Annotated in this window: 17 protein-coding genes; 15 read left to right on the top strand and 2 right to left on the bottom strand. The window is 69.0% G+C overall.

The features are described from left to right. From OED01_RS09340 to ndk, 3 genes are read left to right on the top strand one after another with little or no spacing between them, the layout of a single operon-like run. Complete coding sequence (locus OED01_RS09340) at window positions 1–1,353, top strand: bifunctional folylpolyglutamate synthase/dihydrofolate synthase (RefSeq protein ID WP_264155007.1); 1,353 nt, start codon at window positions 1–3, stop codon at window positions 1,351–1,353. Beyond that, a complete protein-coding gene (locus OED01_RS09335; protein ID WP_264155006.1) occupies window positions 1,350–1,763 on the top strand; it encodes a DUF4233 domain-containing protein in 414 nt (137 codons plus the stop codon). The genes OED01_RS09340 and OED01_RS09335 overlap by 4 nt, the downstream gene beginning before the upstream one ends. Window position 1,764: 1 nt before the next feature. Beyond that, window positions 1,765–2,178, top strand: coding sequence for a nucleoside-diphosphate kinase (gene ndk / locus OED01_RS09330; RefSeq protein WP_264155005.1), 414 nt, complete (start codon window positions 1,765–1,767; stop codon window positions 2,176–2,178). 61 nt (window positions 2,179–2,239) lie between these two features. Here the strand turns inward: ndk and OED01_RS09325 are convergent, their stop codons facing one another. Then, complete coding sequence (locus OED01_RS09325) at window positions 2,240–2,851, bottom strand: vitamin K epoxide reductase family protein (RefSeq protein ID WP_264155004.1); 612 nt, start codon at window positions 2,849–2,851, stop codon at window positions 2,240–2,242. A gap of 270 nt (window positions 2,852–3,121) precedes the next feature. Here OED01_RS09325 and OED01_RS09320 point away from each other — a divergent pair, with 270 nt between their 5' ends. Next, the gene (locus tag OED01_RS09320; RefSeq protein WP_264155003.1) at window positions 3,122–5,740 is read left to right on the top strand and encodes an Rne/Rng family ribonuclease; all 2,619 of its coding nucleotides are present in this window, start codon (window positions 3,122–3,124) and stop codon (window positions 5,738–5,740) included. Here OED01_RS09320 and OED01_RS09315 read toward each other — a convergent pair. Beyond that, window positions 5,696–5,971: a DUF4031 domain-containing protein gene (locus OED01_RS09315; protein ID WP_264155002.1), complete on the bottom strand. Its 276-nt coding sequence runs from the start codon at window positions 5,969–5,971 to the stop codon at window positions 5,696–5,698. The two genes, OED01_RS09320 and OED01_RS09315, sit on opposite strands and share 45 nt — an antisense overlap. Window positions 5,972–6,196: 225 nt before the next feature. Between OED01_RS09315 and rplU the strand changes: the two genes are divergently transcribed. The 11 genes from rplU (at window position 6,197) to OED01_RS09260 (ending at window position 14,924) form a co-directional block, all read left to right on the top strand. After that, window positions 6,197–6,505: a 50S ribosomal protein L21 gene (rplU, locus tag OED01_RS09310; RefSeq protein WP_264155001.1), complete on the top strand. Its 309-nt coding sequence runs from the start codon at window positions 6,197–6,199 to the stop codon at window positions 6,503–6,505. A 20-nt stretch (window positions 6,506–6,525) separates the two neighbouring features. Continuing rightward, window positions 6,526–6,783, top strand: a complete 258-nt coding sequence (rpmA, locus tag OED01_RS09305) for a 50S ribosomal protein L27 (protein ID WP_243225898.1) — start codon at window positions 6,526–6,528, stop codon at window positions 6,781–6,783. A gap of 93 nt (window positions 6,784–6,876) precedes the next feature. Continuing rightward, window positions 6,877–8,388 (top strand): GTPase ObgE, encoded by a 1,512-nt coding sequence (gene obgE / locus OED01_RS09300; RefSeq protein WP_264155000.1) that lies wholly within the window; start codon window positions 6,877–6,879, stop codon window positions 8,386–8,388. Beyond that, on the top strand, window positions 8,385–9,173 hold the full coding sequence (proB, locus tag OED01_RS09295; RefSeq protein WP_264154999.1) for a glutamate 5-kinase: 789 nt from the start codon (window positions 8,385–8,387) through the stop codon (window positions 9,171–9,173). The genes obgE and proB overlap by 4 nt, the downstream gene beginning before the upstream one ends. A gap of 63 nt (window positions 9,174–9,236) precedes the next feature. Next, window positions 9,237–10,532 carry a glutamate-5-semialdehyde dehydrogenase gene (locus OED01_RS09290; protein WP_264154997.1) on the top strand — a complete coding sequence of 432 codons (1,296 nt, stop codon included), beginning with the start codon at window positions 9,237–9,239 and terminating at the stop codon, window positions 10,530–10,532. Window positions 10,533–10,584: 52 nt separating this feature from the next. After that, window positions 10,585–10,809 carry a hypothetical protein gene (locus tag OED01_RS09285; RefSeq protein ID WP_264154996.1) on the top strand — a complete coding sequence of 75 codons (225 nt, stop codon included), beginning with the start codon at window positions 10,585–10,587 and terminating at the stop codon, window positions 10,807–10,809. A gap of 7 nt (window positions 10,810–10,816) precedes the next feature. Then, the gene (gene nadD / locus OED01_RS09280; protein WP_264154995.1) at window positions 10,817–11,419 is read left to right on the top strand and encodes a nicotinate-nucleotide adenylyltransferase; all 603 of its coding nucleotides are present in this window, start codon (window positions 10,817–10,819) and stop codon (window positions 11,417–11,419) included. Then, a complete protein-coding gene (locus OED01_RS09275) occupies window positions 11,416–12,618 on the top strand; it encodes a hypothetical protein (RefSeq protein WP_264154993.1) in 1,203 nt (400 codons plus the stop codon). The genes nadD and OED01_RS09275 overlap by 4 nt, the downstream gene beginning before the upstream one ends. Continuing rightward, a complete protein-coding gene (gene rsfS / locus OED01_RS09270; protein ID WP_264157950.1) occupies window positions 12,618–12,995 on the top strand; it encodes a ribosome silencing factor in 378 nt (125 codons plus the stop codon). The genes OED01_RS09275 and rsfS overlap by 1 nt, the downstream gene beginning before the upstream one ends. Before the next feature lies 1 nt (window position 12,996). After that, window positions 12,997–13,686 (top strand): SDR family oxidoreductase, encoded by a 690-nt coding sequence (locus OED01_RS09265; protein WP_264154992.1) that lies wholly within the window; start codon window positions 12,997–12,999, stop codon window positions 13,684–13,686. Between the two features lie 131 nt (window positions 13,687–13,817). Further along, a complete protein-coding gene (locus OED01_RS09260; protein ID WP_264154991.1) occupies window positions 13,818–14,924 on the top strand; it encodes an FUSC family protein in 1,107 nt (368 codons plus the stop codon). Window positions 14,925–14,926 lie beyond the last annotated feature (2 nt).

The following is a 14,926-nucleotide window of genomic DNA, read 5'->3' as shown; positions in this document are numbered from 1 at the left end:
ATGACTGATCGCGACCGCGCCGACGCCGTGTACGAGACCCTGCTGGCCAGAGCGGGGGAGCGCTGGGTGCAGCCCCGCAAGGAGCGCACGGCGCGCATCCTGACGCTGCTCGACGACCCGCAGCGGACCTACCGCGTCGTGCACATCACCGGCACGAACGGGAAGACGTCCACGGCGCGGATGATCGAGAGTCTGCTCCGAGCGCACGGCCTGCGCACGGGACTGTTCACCAGCCCGCACCTGGAGCGCTTCACCGAGCGCGTGATGATCGACGGCGAACCCGTCGACGACGGCGCGATCGCCGACGCGTGGGACGAGGTCGAACCGTTCGTCGCGATCGTGGATGCCGAGCTCGAGGCCGCCGGCGACGCCGCTCTGACGTTCTTCGAGCTGCTCACGGTGCTCGCCTTCGTCGCGGCGGCCGATGCACCGGTCGACGTGCTCGTGCTGGAGGTCGGCATGGGTGGTGCGTGGGATTCCACCAACACCGCCGATGGCGACGTCGCGGTCTTCGCGCCGATCGACATCGATCACGCCGATCGGCTCGGCGACACGATCGCGGAGATCGCCGAGGTGAAGGCCGGGATCATCAAGGAGGGCGCGGCTGTCGTGTCCGCCCAGCAGTCGGAGGAAGCGGCGGAGGTCCTCCGCCGCGTCGCCGCGGAGAAGAATGCGACGATCGCGTTCGAGGGCGCGGACTTCGGTCTCGCCGAGCAGAAGCTCGCCGTCGGAGGTCAACTGCTCACCGTCCGCGGCATCGCCGGCCAGTATGTCGAGGAGTACCTGCCCCTCTACGGCGCGCACCAGGGTCACAACGCGGCTCTGGCCGTCGCGGCCGTCGAGTCGCTGATCGGCGGCGGATCCCAGGCGATCGCCGGCGACATCATCACGGAAGGGCTCCAGGGTGCCACGTCGCCTGGTCGCCTGCAGCTGCTCGGCATCGCACCCACCGTGATCGTCGACGCCGCGCACAACCCGCACGGCGCCGCAGCGCTTGCGCAGGCGCTCGAGGACAGCTTCGACTTCGACGAGTGGGGCGTCGTCCTCGGCATCCTGTCCGACAAGGATGCCGCAGGCATCGTCTCCGTGCTGGCACCGGCGGCCGCGCATGTGTTCGTGACCGCACCGGAGTCCGACCGCGCGAGCGATGCCGATGCGATCGCCGACCTGGTCGAGCAGGCCGGTCACCGCGCGACCGTGCACCCGTCCCTCGCGGAAGCCGCCGATGCGGCGCGCGAGTGGGCGGCATCGTCCGACCGCCGTGCGGTGGTGATCGCCGGTTCCGTCGTGCTCGCCGGTGAGGCGATCGCGCTGGCGGAGGAAGAGGACTGGAAGTCCGGGTGGCGCGCATGAGCGATGCTCAGCCTGCTGCACGGCGAGCCCGCGCACAGCGGACGCTCGTGCAGAAGCTCGCGCCGATCGTGCTCGGCTTCGAAGCGATCGTCGTGTTCCTCGCCGGTCTGACGATCTTCGGCCTGCGCGCGCTCCCCGAAGGCGTCCCCGCCTGGTGGGCGATCGTCGGCGGCGCCGTCGTGGCGCTCGCGTGCATCGCGATCGCCGGACTCATCACGAAGCCGTGGGCGATCACCGCGGGCTGGGTGATCCAGGCGCTCATCGCGCTCTCCGCGATCCTCGTGCCGGCGATCCTCATGGTCGTGCTGGTTTTCGGCGGCATGTGGGGATATGCGACGATCATGGGGGCCAAGTTGGATGCACGACGTCCGACGGGTCCCGAAACAGATTCTTCGACAGAGAGTGAATGACATGGCCACCGAAGAAACCCTCGTCCTCGTCAAGCCGGACGGTGTCGCACGCGGCCTCACGGGTGCGATCCTCGCCCGCATCGAGGCGAAGGGCTACGCACTCGTCGACATCCGCCTGGTCGAGCCCGACCGTGATCTGCTCGCCGAGCACTACGCCGAGCACGAGGGCAAGCCGTTCTACGAGCCGCTGCTCGAGTTCATGCTCTCCGGCCCCTCGGTCGCGATCCGCCTCGCGGGCAACCGCGTGATCGAGGGCTTCCGCTCGCTCGCCGGGACCACCGACCCGACCACGGCTGCGCCGGGGACGATCCGTGGCGACTTCGGACGCGACTGGGGCCTCGCCGTGCAGCAGAACCTCGTCCACGGCTCGGACAGCCCCGAGTCCGCCGCACGCGAGCTCGCCATCTGGTTCTGACACCGCGTGAATGATGAATGCCCGCTCCTCCATCGGAGGAGCGGGCATTGCGCGTCCGGCGTCAGAACAGGATGCGCGCCAGCTCGCCCAGGAAATCGAGGTGATTCAGCTGCGCCATGGCGATGATGATGGCATAGGCCACGATCGTCGCGAGCGGCACCCAGATCATCAGCCGGCCGGCGGTCTGCTGGGCCTTCTCCGAGCGAGTGAGGGTGCCGTTGCGCACGAGATGCAGCATGGTCGCGAAGAACGTCGGGATCGTGACCGCCCAGGTCACCATGCACCACGGGCACAGCACGAACAGGTCGTAGATGCTCTGCGAGATCAGCCAGCACACGAACAGGAACGCGAACATGATGCCGGCCCCGAACGTCGCCCAGAACCAGCGCGGGAACCGTGCGCCCGCGATCAGGGCGACGCCGACGACGAGAGGCGCCATCCATCCGGTCAGACCGAGGATCGGGTTGGGGAATCCGAACACGGACCCCTGCCACGACTCCAGGTTCGTGCTGCACTTGATGAACGGGCTGATGTCGCAGGCGAGGGCCTCCTGCGGATTCTCCAGCAGCGCGAACTTCTCCACCGTGAGCTGGAAGGCGGCCCACCATCCGACCACGCTCGCGATGATCAACCAGATTCCGTACCCGATGTAGCGGGGGCGCTGCTCCGTCATAGCGCCAGTATCTCAGCGATTGCTATGGGTCGTGCGTGAGCCCGGCCGGGACAATCGGAGCGTCGGATGCCGCGATATCTCGCGCATGATGCGATAATGGCGTGTGATGCTTCTCGCGGCGCCGCCGCAGACAGGCATCGACGAAGACTTCGGGGCACACGCCCCACGCGATCAGAGCACACGAGCCGATCGCACGCCGAGTGAGTTCGCGGCCCGTGCCGCATGAGATTTCGCGGAGCACACAGTGCCCGTGCAGGGAGTTCGCCAGAGATGGCCGATGACAACAATGACAACAACAACCCGACCCTCGACGAGAATGCAGAGCCCGCGTTAGACGCGACGCTGCAGCACTCTGACGCCGCAGAGGATGCCGCGCCAGACGCATCAGAGCAGGCGCCGATCGAGGCCGACACTGTGAGCGAGCCTGCGGCCGCTCCAGCCGAGACGGCTGACGTCCCTGCGGACACGGCTGATGCCGCGACGGCATCGACCGAGCCGGCGGCTGTCTCTGAGGCCACCGAGGATGCTCCTGCGGCCGCCCCGGAGGCAGCTGCGTCCGACGCTGTCGCTTCCGACGCGCCGGTCGCCTCGGAAGCCCCGTCCGCCGCCGTGCCGAGCGAACCCGTCTCCGAGGCGACCGACGCTCCCACCGAGTCCGTCGAGGCCACTGAATCCGTCGAGGCCGCGAAGCCGGAGGTGGATTCGGCCCCCGAAGCCGCCTCTACGGAAGCAGCCGAGGATGCGGCGCCCAAGACCGAGCCGGCCAAGACCGAAGCATCCAAGCCCGAGCCGGCCAAGCCGGAGCCGCTCACGGCGGTGTCGCTCGGACTGATCCCGGAGACGTTCGTCTCCCGCGTCTCCACGCAGCTGCACTTCTACGCGCCGGAGATCGTGCCGCTGCCGGCGCGCCCCGGCCGTGATCGCGACCGAGATCGTGATCGTGATCGCGACCGCGAGCAGGAATCCGACGAGTCCGGTGCCTCTGCGCGACGCGGCCGTCGCCGACGCGGAGGCGACGGAGACGACGACCAGCGTTCTGAGCCGCGTCAGCGGCAGCGCGTCGTCGAGTACATCACCGAGCCGAAGGCGATCAAGGGCTCCACGCGCCTCGAGGCGAAGAAGCAGCGCCGCCGCGACGGTCGCGATGCCGGCCGTCGTCGCCCTGTCGTCACCGAGGCCGAGTTCCTCGCGCGCCGGGAGTCCGTCGATCGGATGATGGTCGTCCGCTCGAAGAACGGTCGCACGCAGATCGCCGTCCTCGAGGACAACGTCCTCGTCGAGCACTACGTGGCGCGCAACCAGGACGCTTCGCTGATCGGCAACGTGTACCTCGGTCGCGTCCAGAACGTCCTGCCCAGCATGGAGGCCGCGTTCGTCGACATCGGCCGCGGCCGCAATGCCGTGCTGTACTCCGGCGAGGTCGACTGGGACGGCGTCGAGACGGGTAACCAGCCGCGGCGCATCGAGCTCGCGCTCAAGCCGGGCGACCGTGTCCTCGTCCAGGTCACCAAGGACCCGGTCGGACACAAGGGCGCTCGCCTGACCAGCCAGATCTCGCTGCCGGGACGCTACCTGGTGTACGTGCCGGGCGGATCGATGAACGGCATCTCGCGCAAGCTCCCCGACAACGAGCGTGCCCGTCTCAAGCGCATCCTCAAGGAGGTGCTGCCCGAGTCCAGCGGCGTCATCGTCCGCACGGCAGCGGAAGGCGCCACCGAGGACCAGCTCACGCGTGACGTGCAGCGTCTCACGAACCAGTGGGAGCACGTCCAGAAGCAGGTCGAGAGCCAGCAGGCTCCGGCACTGCTGCACGCCGAGCCTGACCTGCTCGTGAAGATCGTCCGCGACGTCTTCAACGAGGACTTCACGAAGATGCTCATCCAGGGCGAAGAGGCGCAGCGCACGATCCGCGCCTACCTCGAGAGCGTCGCACCCGACCTGCTCGAGCGCGTCGAGGAGTACGAGGACGAGTCGGACCCGTTCGACGCGTTCCGCGTCACGGAGCAGATCGAGAAGGCGCTGGACCGCAAGGTCTGGCTGCCCTCCGGCGGTTCGCTCGTGATCGACCGCACCGAGGCCATGACCGTCGTCGACGTCAACACCGGCAAGTTCGTCGGCTCGGGCGGAAACCTCGAGGAGACGGTCACCAAGAACAACCTCGAGGCGGCTGAGGAGATCGTCCGTCAGCTGCGTCTGCGCGACATCGGCGGCATCATCGTCGTCGACTTCATCGACATGGTGCTCGAGTCCAACCGCGATCTCGTGCTGCGCCGCCTGGTGGAGTGCCTGAGCCGTGACCGGACCAAGCACCAGGTCGCCGAGGTCACCTCGCTCGGCCTGGTGCAGATGACCCGCAAGAAGCTGGGCCTCGGCCTGCTGGAGACCTTCAGCGAGGCGTGCGAGGTCTGCGCCGGCCGTGGAGTCATCGTTCACCACGACCCCGTCGTCAAGCATCGCTCGAACGGCAACGGCAGCACGTCGAACCGACGCCAGCGCGGCGGCGGCAACCAGGCCAGCGCGCCTGCCCCGGCCGGTGGCGTGACCCACAGCATCCCCGAGGGGGCCAAGACCGCCCTCGCGCAGATCGCGGCATCCACGCGGGTCGTCCCGCCCGAGACCGTCGAGGTCGCGCCCGAGGTGCCGGCGGCTGCGGCGGAGCGTCCCAAGAAGGCGCGCAAGAAGCGCTCGGAGCGCGCGAAGCCCGCACCGCGCAGCGAGGCCGAGCAGCTGCTCGACTCCGTGCTTGATGCGCTGCCGGAGCCGAAGGCTCCCGGTCAGGGACGCAACCGCCGACGCGTGACCACGGCGGCGCTCACGGGCACTCCGGTGTCGGTGAACGCCGACTCAGTGGCCGCCGCGCCGGTCGCGAGCGGGGACGCGCAGTCCTGACGCGATCAGCCGTCGCGTGAGCTCTTTGCCGCCCACAGGGGCGGCGCCCGCTGCGACAAGCCGGGGGATCATCTCCTCCGGCACGTCGTAGTGGTCCAGATCGAACGCGCGGGCAGGCACGTCGTTGAGCCGTGCGAACGCGTGCAGCTCCTCGAGGTCCGCATCGCTGACCAGGTGCGCCCAGAGCCGCCCGTGGGCAGGCCAGATCGGGTCGTCGACGAGTACGGTCACCGTGCGATCCTACGGCCCGGCGACTTTCCCGCGACACGGCATCGGCTCGCTTTGCCACATCGTCTCCGATCCGGTAAAGTGGACCCTTGGTGCGCGAGCTGAACCGTCCCCAGGGCGGTCCGGATGAGCCCCGGTGCTCGCACCCGTCAGACCTGCGACGAACGCAGGCACAGTCTTCCCGTGAGATTTCCGGAGCCTTGAGCTCCCCGATGAAACAGGTATCAAGTGGTTTACGCAGTAGTGCGCGCCGGCGGACGGCAGGAGAAGGTCGAGGTCGGCACGATCGTTCAGCTCGACCGTGTTCAGGCTGCCCAGGGTGAGAAGATCGAGCTGGCCGCCGTGCTGCTCGTCGACGGCGCCACGGTGACCACCGACGCCGACAAGCTGGCGAAGGTCAAGGTCACCGCTGAGGTTCTCGGCAACCTCCGCGGCCCGAAGATCGTCATCCAGAAGTTCAAGAACAAGACCGGTTACAAGAAGCGTCAGGGCCACCGCCAGGAGCTCACGCGCGTCAAGATCACCGGCATCAAGTAAGCACGAAGGGGAGCTGAGAAATGGCACACAAAAAGGGCGCGAGCTCGACCCGCAACGGTCGTGACTCCAACGCACAGCGACTCGGCGTGAAGCGCTTCGGCGGTCAGACCGTCAACGCCGGCGAGATCCTCGTCCGCCAGCGCGGCACGCACTTCCACCCCGGCGTGAACGTCGGCCGTGGCGGCGACGACACGCTGTTCGCTCTCGCAGCCGGCTCGGTCGAGTTCGGCGCGAAGGGCGGCCGCAAGGTCGTCAACATCGTCGCAGCTGCCGAGTAACACGCAGCACAGCAACCATCCGAACGGGGCGGGCATTTGCCCGTCCCGTTCGTGCATTCCGCCTTTGATCAGCTCAGGAACCGAGGACATCACATGGTCACGTTCGTCGACACGGTGACGCTCCACCTGCGCGCAGGCAAGGGCGGCAACGGCTGCGTGTCGGTGCACCGCGAGAAGTTCAAGCCGCTCGGCGGACCCGACGGCGGCAACGGCGGTGACGGCGGCGACATCGTCCTCGTCGCCGATCCGCAGACCGGCACCCTGCTGTCGTACCACCACTCGCCGCACCGCTCCAGCGGCAACGGCGGGTTCGGCATGGGCGATCACCGTTCCGGTTTCGCCGGCGAGACTCTCGAGCTGCCGGTCCCGGTCGGGACGGTCGTCAAGAACACCGACGGCGAAGTCCTCATCGACATGGTCGTCCCCGGTGAGCGCTTCGTCGTCGCCCAGGGCGGCCGAGGCGGTCTCGGCAACGCGGCCCTCGCATCCCCGAAGCGCAAGGCGCCCGGTTTCGCGCTGCTCGGCACGCCGGGGTTCGAAGGCGACGTCGTCCTCGAGCTCAAGACCGTCGCCGACGTCGCGCTGGTGGGATACCCGTCCGCGGGCAAGTCGAGCCTGATCGCCGCGATCTCGGCGGCTCGCCCCAAGATCGCGGACTACCCGTTCACGACGCTGCATCCGAACCTCGGCGTCGTGCAGGCCGGCGACGCGCGCTACACCGTCGCGGATGTGCCGGGACTCATCGAGGGTGCCAGCGAAGGACGAGGACTCGGACTCGAGTTCCTCCGCCACGTCGAGCGCTGCTCCGCACTGCTGCACGTGCTCGACTGCGCGACCCTCGAGCCCGGTCGCGACCCGATCAGCGACCTCGACGTCATCATCGCGGAGCTGGCTGCCTACGAGGTCCCCGAGGGGCAGGTGCCACTGCTGGAGCGTCCGCAGCTGGTCGCTCTGAACAAGATCGACGTTCCCGAAGCGCGTGAGCTCGCCGAGATGGTGCGCCCCGACCTCGAGGCGCGCGGATTCCGCGTGTTCGAGATCTCCACCGTCTCGCACGAGGGACTGCGTCCGCTGACGTTCGCGCTCGGCGACATCGTGGAGAAGCACCGGGCCGAAGCGGCCGTCGTGGTCCCGCAGGAGCGTGTCGTGATCCGACCCAAGGGCTCCCAGAAGGAGTTCACGGTGCGGGTCGAAGGCGGCACGTACGGCAACGTGTACCGCGTGCTCGGCGAGAAGCCGGTGCGCTGGGTGCAGCAGACCGACTTCCAGAACGAAGAGGCCGTCGGCTACCTCGCCGATCGCCTCGAGCGTCTCGGGGTCGAGGACGAGCTGTTCCGCCTGGGTGCGACGCCCGGCGCCACCGTGGTCATCGGCGAGGGCGACGGACTGGTCTTCGACTGGGAGCCGTCGATGTCGTCGGCGGCGGAGCTCATGGTCGCTCCCCGAGGCACGGACCCGCGTTTCGCGGCGACGAACCCCCGTCGGACCACGACCCAGCGGCGCGAGCAGTACTACGAGCGGATGGATGCCAAGGCGGCGCTGCGCGCCGAAGCCGAGCAGCGCCGGATCGTCACCGAGGAGGACCTCGACGGAGACGAGGCATGACGACCCGCACACGGGAGGAACTGGCCACGGCCGCCCGTATCGTGGTGAAGGTCGGGTCATCCTCGATCAGCGGCGAGTCGTCCTGGCGGATCCCGATGATCGTGCACGCGCTGCAGAAGGCGCACGGTCGGGGTTGCGAGATCGTCCTCGTCTCTTCGGGTGCGATCGCCACCGGCATCCCGTTCCTGAACCTGGAAGCCAGGCCGACGGATCTCGCCACGCAGCAGGCGGCCGCAGCGGTCGGTCAGAACATCCTCGTCTACCGCTACCAGGAGGCGCTTCGCCCGTTCGGCATCGTCGCCGGCCAGGTGCTGCTGACGACCGGAGACCTCGAGCACCCCACCTCGCGCAGCAACGCGCGGCGCGCGATGGAACGGCTGCTCGGCCTGCGCATCCTGCCGATCGTGAACGAGAACGACACCGTCGCGACGCAGGAGATCCGCTTCGGCGACAACGACCGGCTCGCGGCCCTGGTCGCCCAGCTGATCCAGGCCGATGCCCTCGTGCTGCTCAGCGATGTCGAGGCGCTCTACACCAAGCCGCCGACGGATCCGGATGCCCAGCCGCTCGACGTGATCGCGGCCGATGAGGATCTGTCGGCGCTCGAGTTCGGATCGACCGTCGTCAACAGCGTCGGCACTGGGGGAGCGGCGACCAAGGTGTCGGCCGCTCGGCTGGCCGCGGCATCCGGTATCGGCGTGCTCGTCACGGGTGCGGACCTCATCGACCGCGCCCTGTCGGGCGATCGCATCGGCACCTGGTTCGAGCCGGCCATCCCGGCCTGACCGGGCGCGCTGGCCGGCCGTAATCCCGGCCCCTGGTCGATCCCCGCTCGATAGGCTGGGCGGATGAGCGCCGACACCCTCTCCGTACCCGTCGATTCCGCCACCGCGGACGTCGAGGGCCCGCAGCAGCGACTCGCCCTGGCGAAGGACGCGTCGCGCATCACCGCGCAGCTGACGAGCGACGCCAAGGCGCACGCACTCGAGGCGATCGCACGCGCGCTGGAGGCGGGAGCGGATCGGATCATCGCCGCGAACGGCCGTGACGTCGCCCGTGGCGAAGCGGACGGCATCAGCACCGCGCTCGTCGACCGTCTGCGCCTGGATCGGAAGCGGGTCGCCGCGCTGGCCTCCGCGGTCCGGGAGGTCGCCGCGCTGGCCGACCCCGTCGGTCAGGTCGTCGGCGGACATCGGATGCCCAACGGCGTGGCGCTCGAACAGGTCCGCGTGCCGTTCGGTGTGGTCGGAGCGATCTACGAAGCACGGCCGAATGTGACCGTCGACATCGCGTCGCTCGCGCTGCGGTCGGGGAACGCGGTCGTGCTGCGCGGTGGCAGCGCGGCACGGGAATCCAACACCGTCCTCGTCGAGATCATGCGCGACGCCCTCGCGGGCATCGGCGTCACGCCCGAGGCGATCCAGACGGTCGACGACTTCGGCCGCGACGGTGCGAAGGCGCTCATGCACGGTCGCGGGTTCGTCGACGTGCTCGTACCGCGCGGCAGCGCTTCGCTGATCGAGACGGTCGTGACCGAATCCACCGTCCCCGTGATCGAGACGGGTGCCGGCAACGTGCACATCGTGCTGGACGAGACGGCACCGGACGACTGGGCGACCGACATCGTCGTGAACGCGAAGGTTCAGCGGCCCAGCGTGTGCAACGCGGTCGAGACCGTCCTCGTGCACCGTCAGGCCGCGCCGAGGCTGATCCCGCTGGTGGCCAGCGCGTTGCAGAGCGAAGGCGTCGCCGTCCACGGCGATGACATCGTCGCCGGGCTCGTGAGCAACGTGATCCCCGCCACGGAGGAGGACTGGGAGACGGAGTATCTCAGCCTCGACATCGCCATCAAGGTCGTCGACTCGCTCGACGATGCGCTCGATCACATCCGCCGGTACAGCACGGGGCACACCGAGGCGATCATTACGACCGATTCGCGCAGCGCCGAGCGGTTCCTCGCCGAGGTCGACTCGGCCGTGGTGGTCGTGAACGCGTCCACCCGGTTCACCGACGGCGCGGAGTTCGGCTTCGGCGCCGAGGTCGGCATCTCGACCCAGAAGCTGCATGCCCGGGGCCCGATGGGCCTGTCGGAGCTGACCAGCACGAAATGGCTCGCGCGTGGGGCAGGGCAGACGCGCGGCTGACCGATAGGATGGGGGAGCGCGTTCGCGCCCCCGGTCACGAAACGGAGTAAGGATGAATCTCGTCGCACAGTTCGCGATGGCAGCCGCAGAGACCGAGCACCACGGAAACGTCGCGCTCGAGACGCTGATCTTCGGGGTCATCGCCGCGATCGTGTTCGCACTGCTCGGCCTGGTGACCTTCTCGTACCGCCACGTCGCCAACCGCCACTCGGCCAAGGCCGACGCCTGGGCGGCACAGCACGGCAAGGACGGCCACGGGGCAGGGCACGGCCACTGAGCCGCGGATGGAGCACACGACGTCGCGGGCGCCGCGTATCGGGGTGATGGGCGGGACGTTTGATCCCATCCATCACGGTCACCTCGTCGCTGCGAGCGAGGTCGCGCACGAGTTCGATCTCGACGAGGTCGTCTTCGTTCCGACCGGACGACCGTGGCAGAAGCGCACCGTGACGCCCAGCGAGCACCGGTACCTGATGACCGTGATCGCCACGGCATCCAACCCCCGATTCACCGTCAGTCGCGTCGACATCGATCGTGAGGGCGACACCTTCACGATCGACACCCTGCGGGATCTGAAGGCGGAACGTCCGGAGGCCGAGCTCTTCTTCATCAGCGGTGCGGATGCCGTGGCGCAGATTCTCAGCTGGAGGGACCATGATGAGTTGTGGGATCTGGCCCACTTCGTCGCGGTCTCGCGTCCAGGACACGTTCTGAGCATCGACGGCCTCCCGAGCGACGACGTCAGCCAGCTGGAGGTGCCGGCGCTGTCGATCTCGTCGACGGATTGCAGGCAGCGCGTCCACGAGGGCGAGCCGGTGTGGTACCTCGTCCCTGACGGAGTCGTTCAATACATCGCGAAGCATCATCTGTATCGGAGCAAGGCATGAGTACATCGGACAGCGAGGGGAAGGAACCGCTGACGCGCAAGCAGCTGCGGGAGATCCGTCTGACTGGCGCGACACCGGTGATCACCGAGGAGGAAGCGAGCCCGCCCGCCCCGGCGCCGCAACCGCCTCTGCCTCGTGCGGCAGAGCCCACGCCAGTGCCGCCGGCCCCGACGGCAGATGAGGCCGTCGACCTCGGCGCGCTGCCGCTGACGCGCCGTCAGGCACGCGAACAGGAGCGCATCCGCACCGCTTCGGTGCCGGTGATCGGCGCCGACGAAGCAGCCGCGCACGCCGCAGCGCAGGAGGATGCCGCGCAGGAGGACACCGACGTCCGCGAAGACGCCGATGGGCCGGACGAGACCGGTTCGGACGACGTGCCGGTGATCGTGTCGGCGGTTCCCGCGTTCGCGCCCGTCGCCGCGTCAGCCCCGCAGACCGCAGCTGAGGACGACGCCGGTGACGAGACGGATGACGACACCGACCCTGCCGACGACGTCGACGAGTCCGACGAGACCGTGGAATCCGATGAGCCGGAGGACGCGGATGAGCCCGAGGACGCCGACGAGCCCGAGGACGAGGACGCCGACGCGCCCGAGGACGAGGATGCCGACGAGGACGTCGAAGCGGACCTGGTCGACCTGGGCGTCGACGCCGACGCGATCGAGGACCTCGACGAAGGCGCGGCACCGGATGAGCGTCCGACTGTGAACCCGGCTTTCGGCCAGAGTGTGCTCTCCGACGAGAAGACGACACCGTCGTTCGCCCCGTCTTTCGATGAGCTCATCACGGTCAGCGACTCGACCGGGTCGCAGCACATCGCGCCCAGCGCACTGATCTTCAACCCGCCCCCAGGGGAGGGATCGCTTTCCGGACCGGTCGCCTCGACCGGCGAGGTGCTGATCACCGGATCCTATGATCTCCCGGAGGGCCTCGGCTCTCGGGGACACGCGAAGGGGACGACCGACGGCAAGGACGTCGACGCTGTCCTCATCGACGGTGAGCTGCCGCCGGCATCCTCTCCGACGCCGATCGCGGCGAGTTCCGCGGTCAGCACCATCAAACCCGCAGGCGAGGTCATCCGTCCACCGGCTCCCGAGAAGGGCAACAAGCTGATGCTGATCCTCGCGATCACCGCCGGCGGTCTCGCTCTCGCGCTGGCGGCCGCGCTGATCATCGCCTTCTCGACGAATGTGCTGTGATGCAATCACCTGAATCCGCGGAGCAGATGCTCCAGATCGCCGCTGCCGCGGCGGTTTCCAAGGGCGGCGAGGATCTCCTCGCGCTCAACGTCTCCGAGCCGCTGCCGCTCGTGGACATCTTCCTCCTCGTCACCGGAAACAGCGAGCGCAATGTCGCCGCGATCGCCGACGAGATCGAGGACAAGCTCATCGAGGCCGGGCACAAGCGTGTCCGCCGTGAAGGCCGCGCCGAGGCGCGCTGGGTCCTGATGGATTTCGGCGATCTGATCGTGCACGTGTTCCACTCCGAGGAGCGCGTCTACTACGGACTCGAGCGCCTCTGGAAGGACTGCCCCGTGGTCCCGATCGAGCTGGCGGAGTCCGCCGACCGCGCCTGACATGGCTGTTCATCTGCTCACCGGAGCCGGGTCGGGAATCGGCGCCGCGCTCGCGCGGCGCCTCCTGGCCCGAGGTGACGACGTCATCGTGGTCGCGCGCGATGTCGGACGAGCACGCGAGATCGCAGAGGCGCTGCCCGGTGCCGGCACCCTGGTCGGCGACCTTTCGCAACCGGGGAGACTGTCGTGGGCGCTGTCCAAGCAGCATCTGCCCGACCGGATCGACGCGCTCGTGCACGTGGCCGGCGTCGTCGATCTCGGCCCGGTCGCCGACCTGCCCGCGACGCTGTGGGAGCAGCAGCTCGCCGTGAACCTCGTGTCGCCGGCGGAGCTCACACGACTCCTGCTTCCCGTGCTGCGCGTCTCCCGGGGACAGGTCGTGTTCGTCAACTCCGGCGCAGGGCTGCACGCGCACGCAGGGTGGTCCGCGTATGCGGCATCCAAGCACGGGCTCAAGGCGCTGGCCGACGCGCTGCGTGCGGAGGAGGCCGAGCACGGCGTCCGCGTGACCTCGGTGTACCCGGGCCGCACGGCGACGCCGATGCAGGCGCGTGTGCACCAGCAGGAGGGTCGCGAGTACGAACCGGAGCGGTTCATCGATCCGGATTCCGTCGCGACCACGATCCTCACGGCGCTCGATCTGCCTCGGGATGCCGACATCACCGATCTGACGGTGCGCCCGGGCGCCTGACGCCGTCGCTGGCCTGGGAACCGCCAGGCTCGTCGTGTCAACCCTCGTGCGCGCGGTGCGTCCGTCGACCAGCATGGTCGTCATCCGTCGAGACAGGAGGACCGCATGCCCGTTCGTCCATGGACGCCTGCGTGAACCGGACGCGGGTTTCCCTCACCGAGCGCTCTCGGAGGGCAGGCACGTCCGCGCGCGAGGCGGTGACCGGCGCCCGACTGCTCCTGGCGGTCAAGACGGCGCTGGCGGTCGGCATCGCGTGGACGCTGGCGCACTTCACCCCCGGGGTCACGGACGAGTACCCCTACTACGCGCCGCTCGGAGCGCTCATCAGCATGCACCCCACGCTGATGGACTCCGTCAAATCCAGCGTGCAGACGCTCGCCGCCCTCGCGACGGGGATGCTCCTCGCGCTCCTCATCGTGTTCACGGTCGGTCCGAACATCTGGACGCTCGCGCTCGTCGCAGGTGTCGGGGTGCTGCTGTCCGGCACAGGGTGGTTCGGCGTAGGGCGCGAGTACGTCGCCGTCGCCGCGGTGTTCGTGCTCGTCATCGGAGGGCAGGACGCCGAGATGTACTCGCTCGGCTACCTCGTGCAGATGGCGGTCGGTCTCGGCGTCGGCCTGGCCGTGAACCTTCTCATCGCACCCGGGACGTTCTCGGCCACGGCGAAGGCCAAGGTGAGCGCCTACCAGAGCGCGGTGGCCGAGCACCTCGCGGGGATCGGCGACGCGCTCGAGGGGCCATGGCCACCGGAGCGGATCGAGTGGACCAGAGGCGCCGACGCGCTCGAGACCACCGCGCGAGAACTCCGCACCGCGCTGGCCGAGGCGGACCGGAGCCGGCGGGGCAATCCCCGCGCGGTGGGCGGCCGCCACGAGACGCAGTCCGCGCACCGGCAGCTGGAGATGCTCGAGACGATCGCGGTCAGGGTGCGCGACATCTCGGACGCGCTGGAGGACGTGGTGCGCGAGCGGCCCGGTGCGTTCCCGCTCGACCGGGAACTCATCCCCGCCATCGCGGCCGGCTGCTCGTCGACGGCCCGTGCGATCGCGACCATCGGCGAGGACGACCCCGAAGCGCATCGCGCACGGTCGGAAGCTGCGCGCGCCGTGCGCCTGCTCGTCGAGGCGCTCGAGGCGGGAAGCGAATCGGCGCGGAGTATCCTCGGGCCAGGTGTCCTGGTGGCCACGCACCTGCGGCGCATCGTCGTCCTCGTGCATGTCCAGGCCGGGGAGGAGTGACC

Source organism: Microbacterium sp. M28 (genome assembly GCF_025836995.1).
GTDB lineage: Bacteria > Actinomycetota > Actinomycetes > Actinomycetales > Microbacteriaceae > Microbacterium.
The sequence above is the reverse complement of the archived record's forward strand: the minus strand, read 5'-3'. Positions and strand labels throughout refer to the sequence as shown.

What these genes read in the sequence shown, in the direction of transcription:
- OED01_RS09265 (WP_264154992.1), top strand. Translation starts at nt 12,997, where the DNA reads ATGGCTGTTCATCTGCTCACCGGAGCCGGGTCGGGAATCGGCGCCGCG.
- proB (WP_264154999.1), top strand. Translation starts at nt 8,385, where the DNA reads ATGACGACCCGCACACGGGAGGAACTGGCCACGGCCGCCCGTATCGTG.
- OED01_RS09320 (WP_264155003.1), top strand. Translation starts at nt 3,122, where the DNA reads ATGGCCGATGACAACAATGACAACAACAACCCGACCCTCGACGAGAAT.
- OED01_RS09285 (WP_264154996.1), top strand. Translation starts at nt 10,585, where the DNA reads ATGAATCTCGTCGCACAGTTCGCGATGGCAGCCGCAGAGACCGAGCAC.
- OED01_RS09340 (WP_264155007.1), top strand. Translation starts at nt 1, where the DNA reads ATGACTGATCGCGACCGCGCCGACGCCGTGTACGAGACCCTGCTGGCC.
- rpmA (WP_243225898.1), top strand. Translation starts at nt 6,526, where the DNA reads ATGGCACACAAAAAGGGCGCGAGCTCGACCCGCAACGGTCGTGACTCC.
- rsfS (WP_264157950.1), top strand. Translation starts at nt 12,618, where the DNA reads ATGCAATCACCTGAATCCGCGGAGCAGATGCTCCAGATCGCCGCTGCC.
- OED01_RS09275 (WP_264154993.1), top strand. Translation starts at nt 11,416, where the DNA reads ATGAGTACATCGGACAGCGAGGGGAAGGAACCGCTGACGCGCAAGCAG.
- OED01_RS09335 (WP_264155006.1), top strand. Translation starts at nt 1,350, where the DNA reads ATGAGCGATGCTCAGCCTGCTGCACGGCGAGCCCGCGCACAGCGGACG.
- obgE (WP_264155000.1), top strand. Translation starts at nt 6,877, where the DNA reads ATGGTCACGTTCGTCGACACGGTGACGCTCCACCTGCGCGCAGGCAAG.
- OED01_RS09290 (WP_264154997.1), top strand. Translation starts at nt 9,237, where the DNA reads ATGAGCGCCGACACCCTCTCCGTACCCGTCGATTCCGCCACCGCGGAC.
- nadD (WP_264154995.1), top strand. Translation starts at nt 10,817, where the DNA reads ATGGAGCACACGACGTCGCGGGCGCCGCGTATCGGGGTGATGGGCGGG.
- OED01_RS09325 (WP_264155004.1), bottom strand. Translation starts at nt 2,851, where the DNA reads ATGACGGAGCAGCGCCCCCGCTACATCGGGTACGGAATCTGGTTGATC.
- ndk (WP_264155005.1), top strand. Translation starts at nt 1,765, where the DNA reads ATGGCCACCGAAGAAACCCTCGTCCTCGTCAAGCCGGACGGTGTCGCA.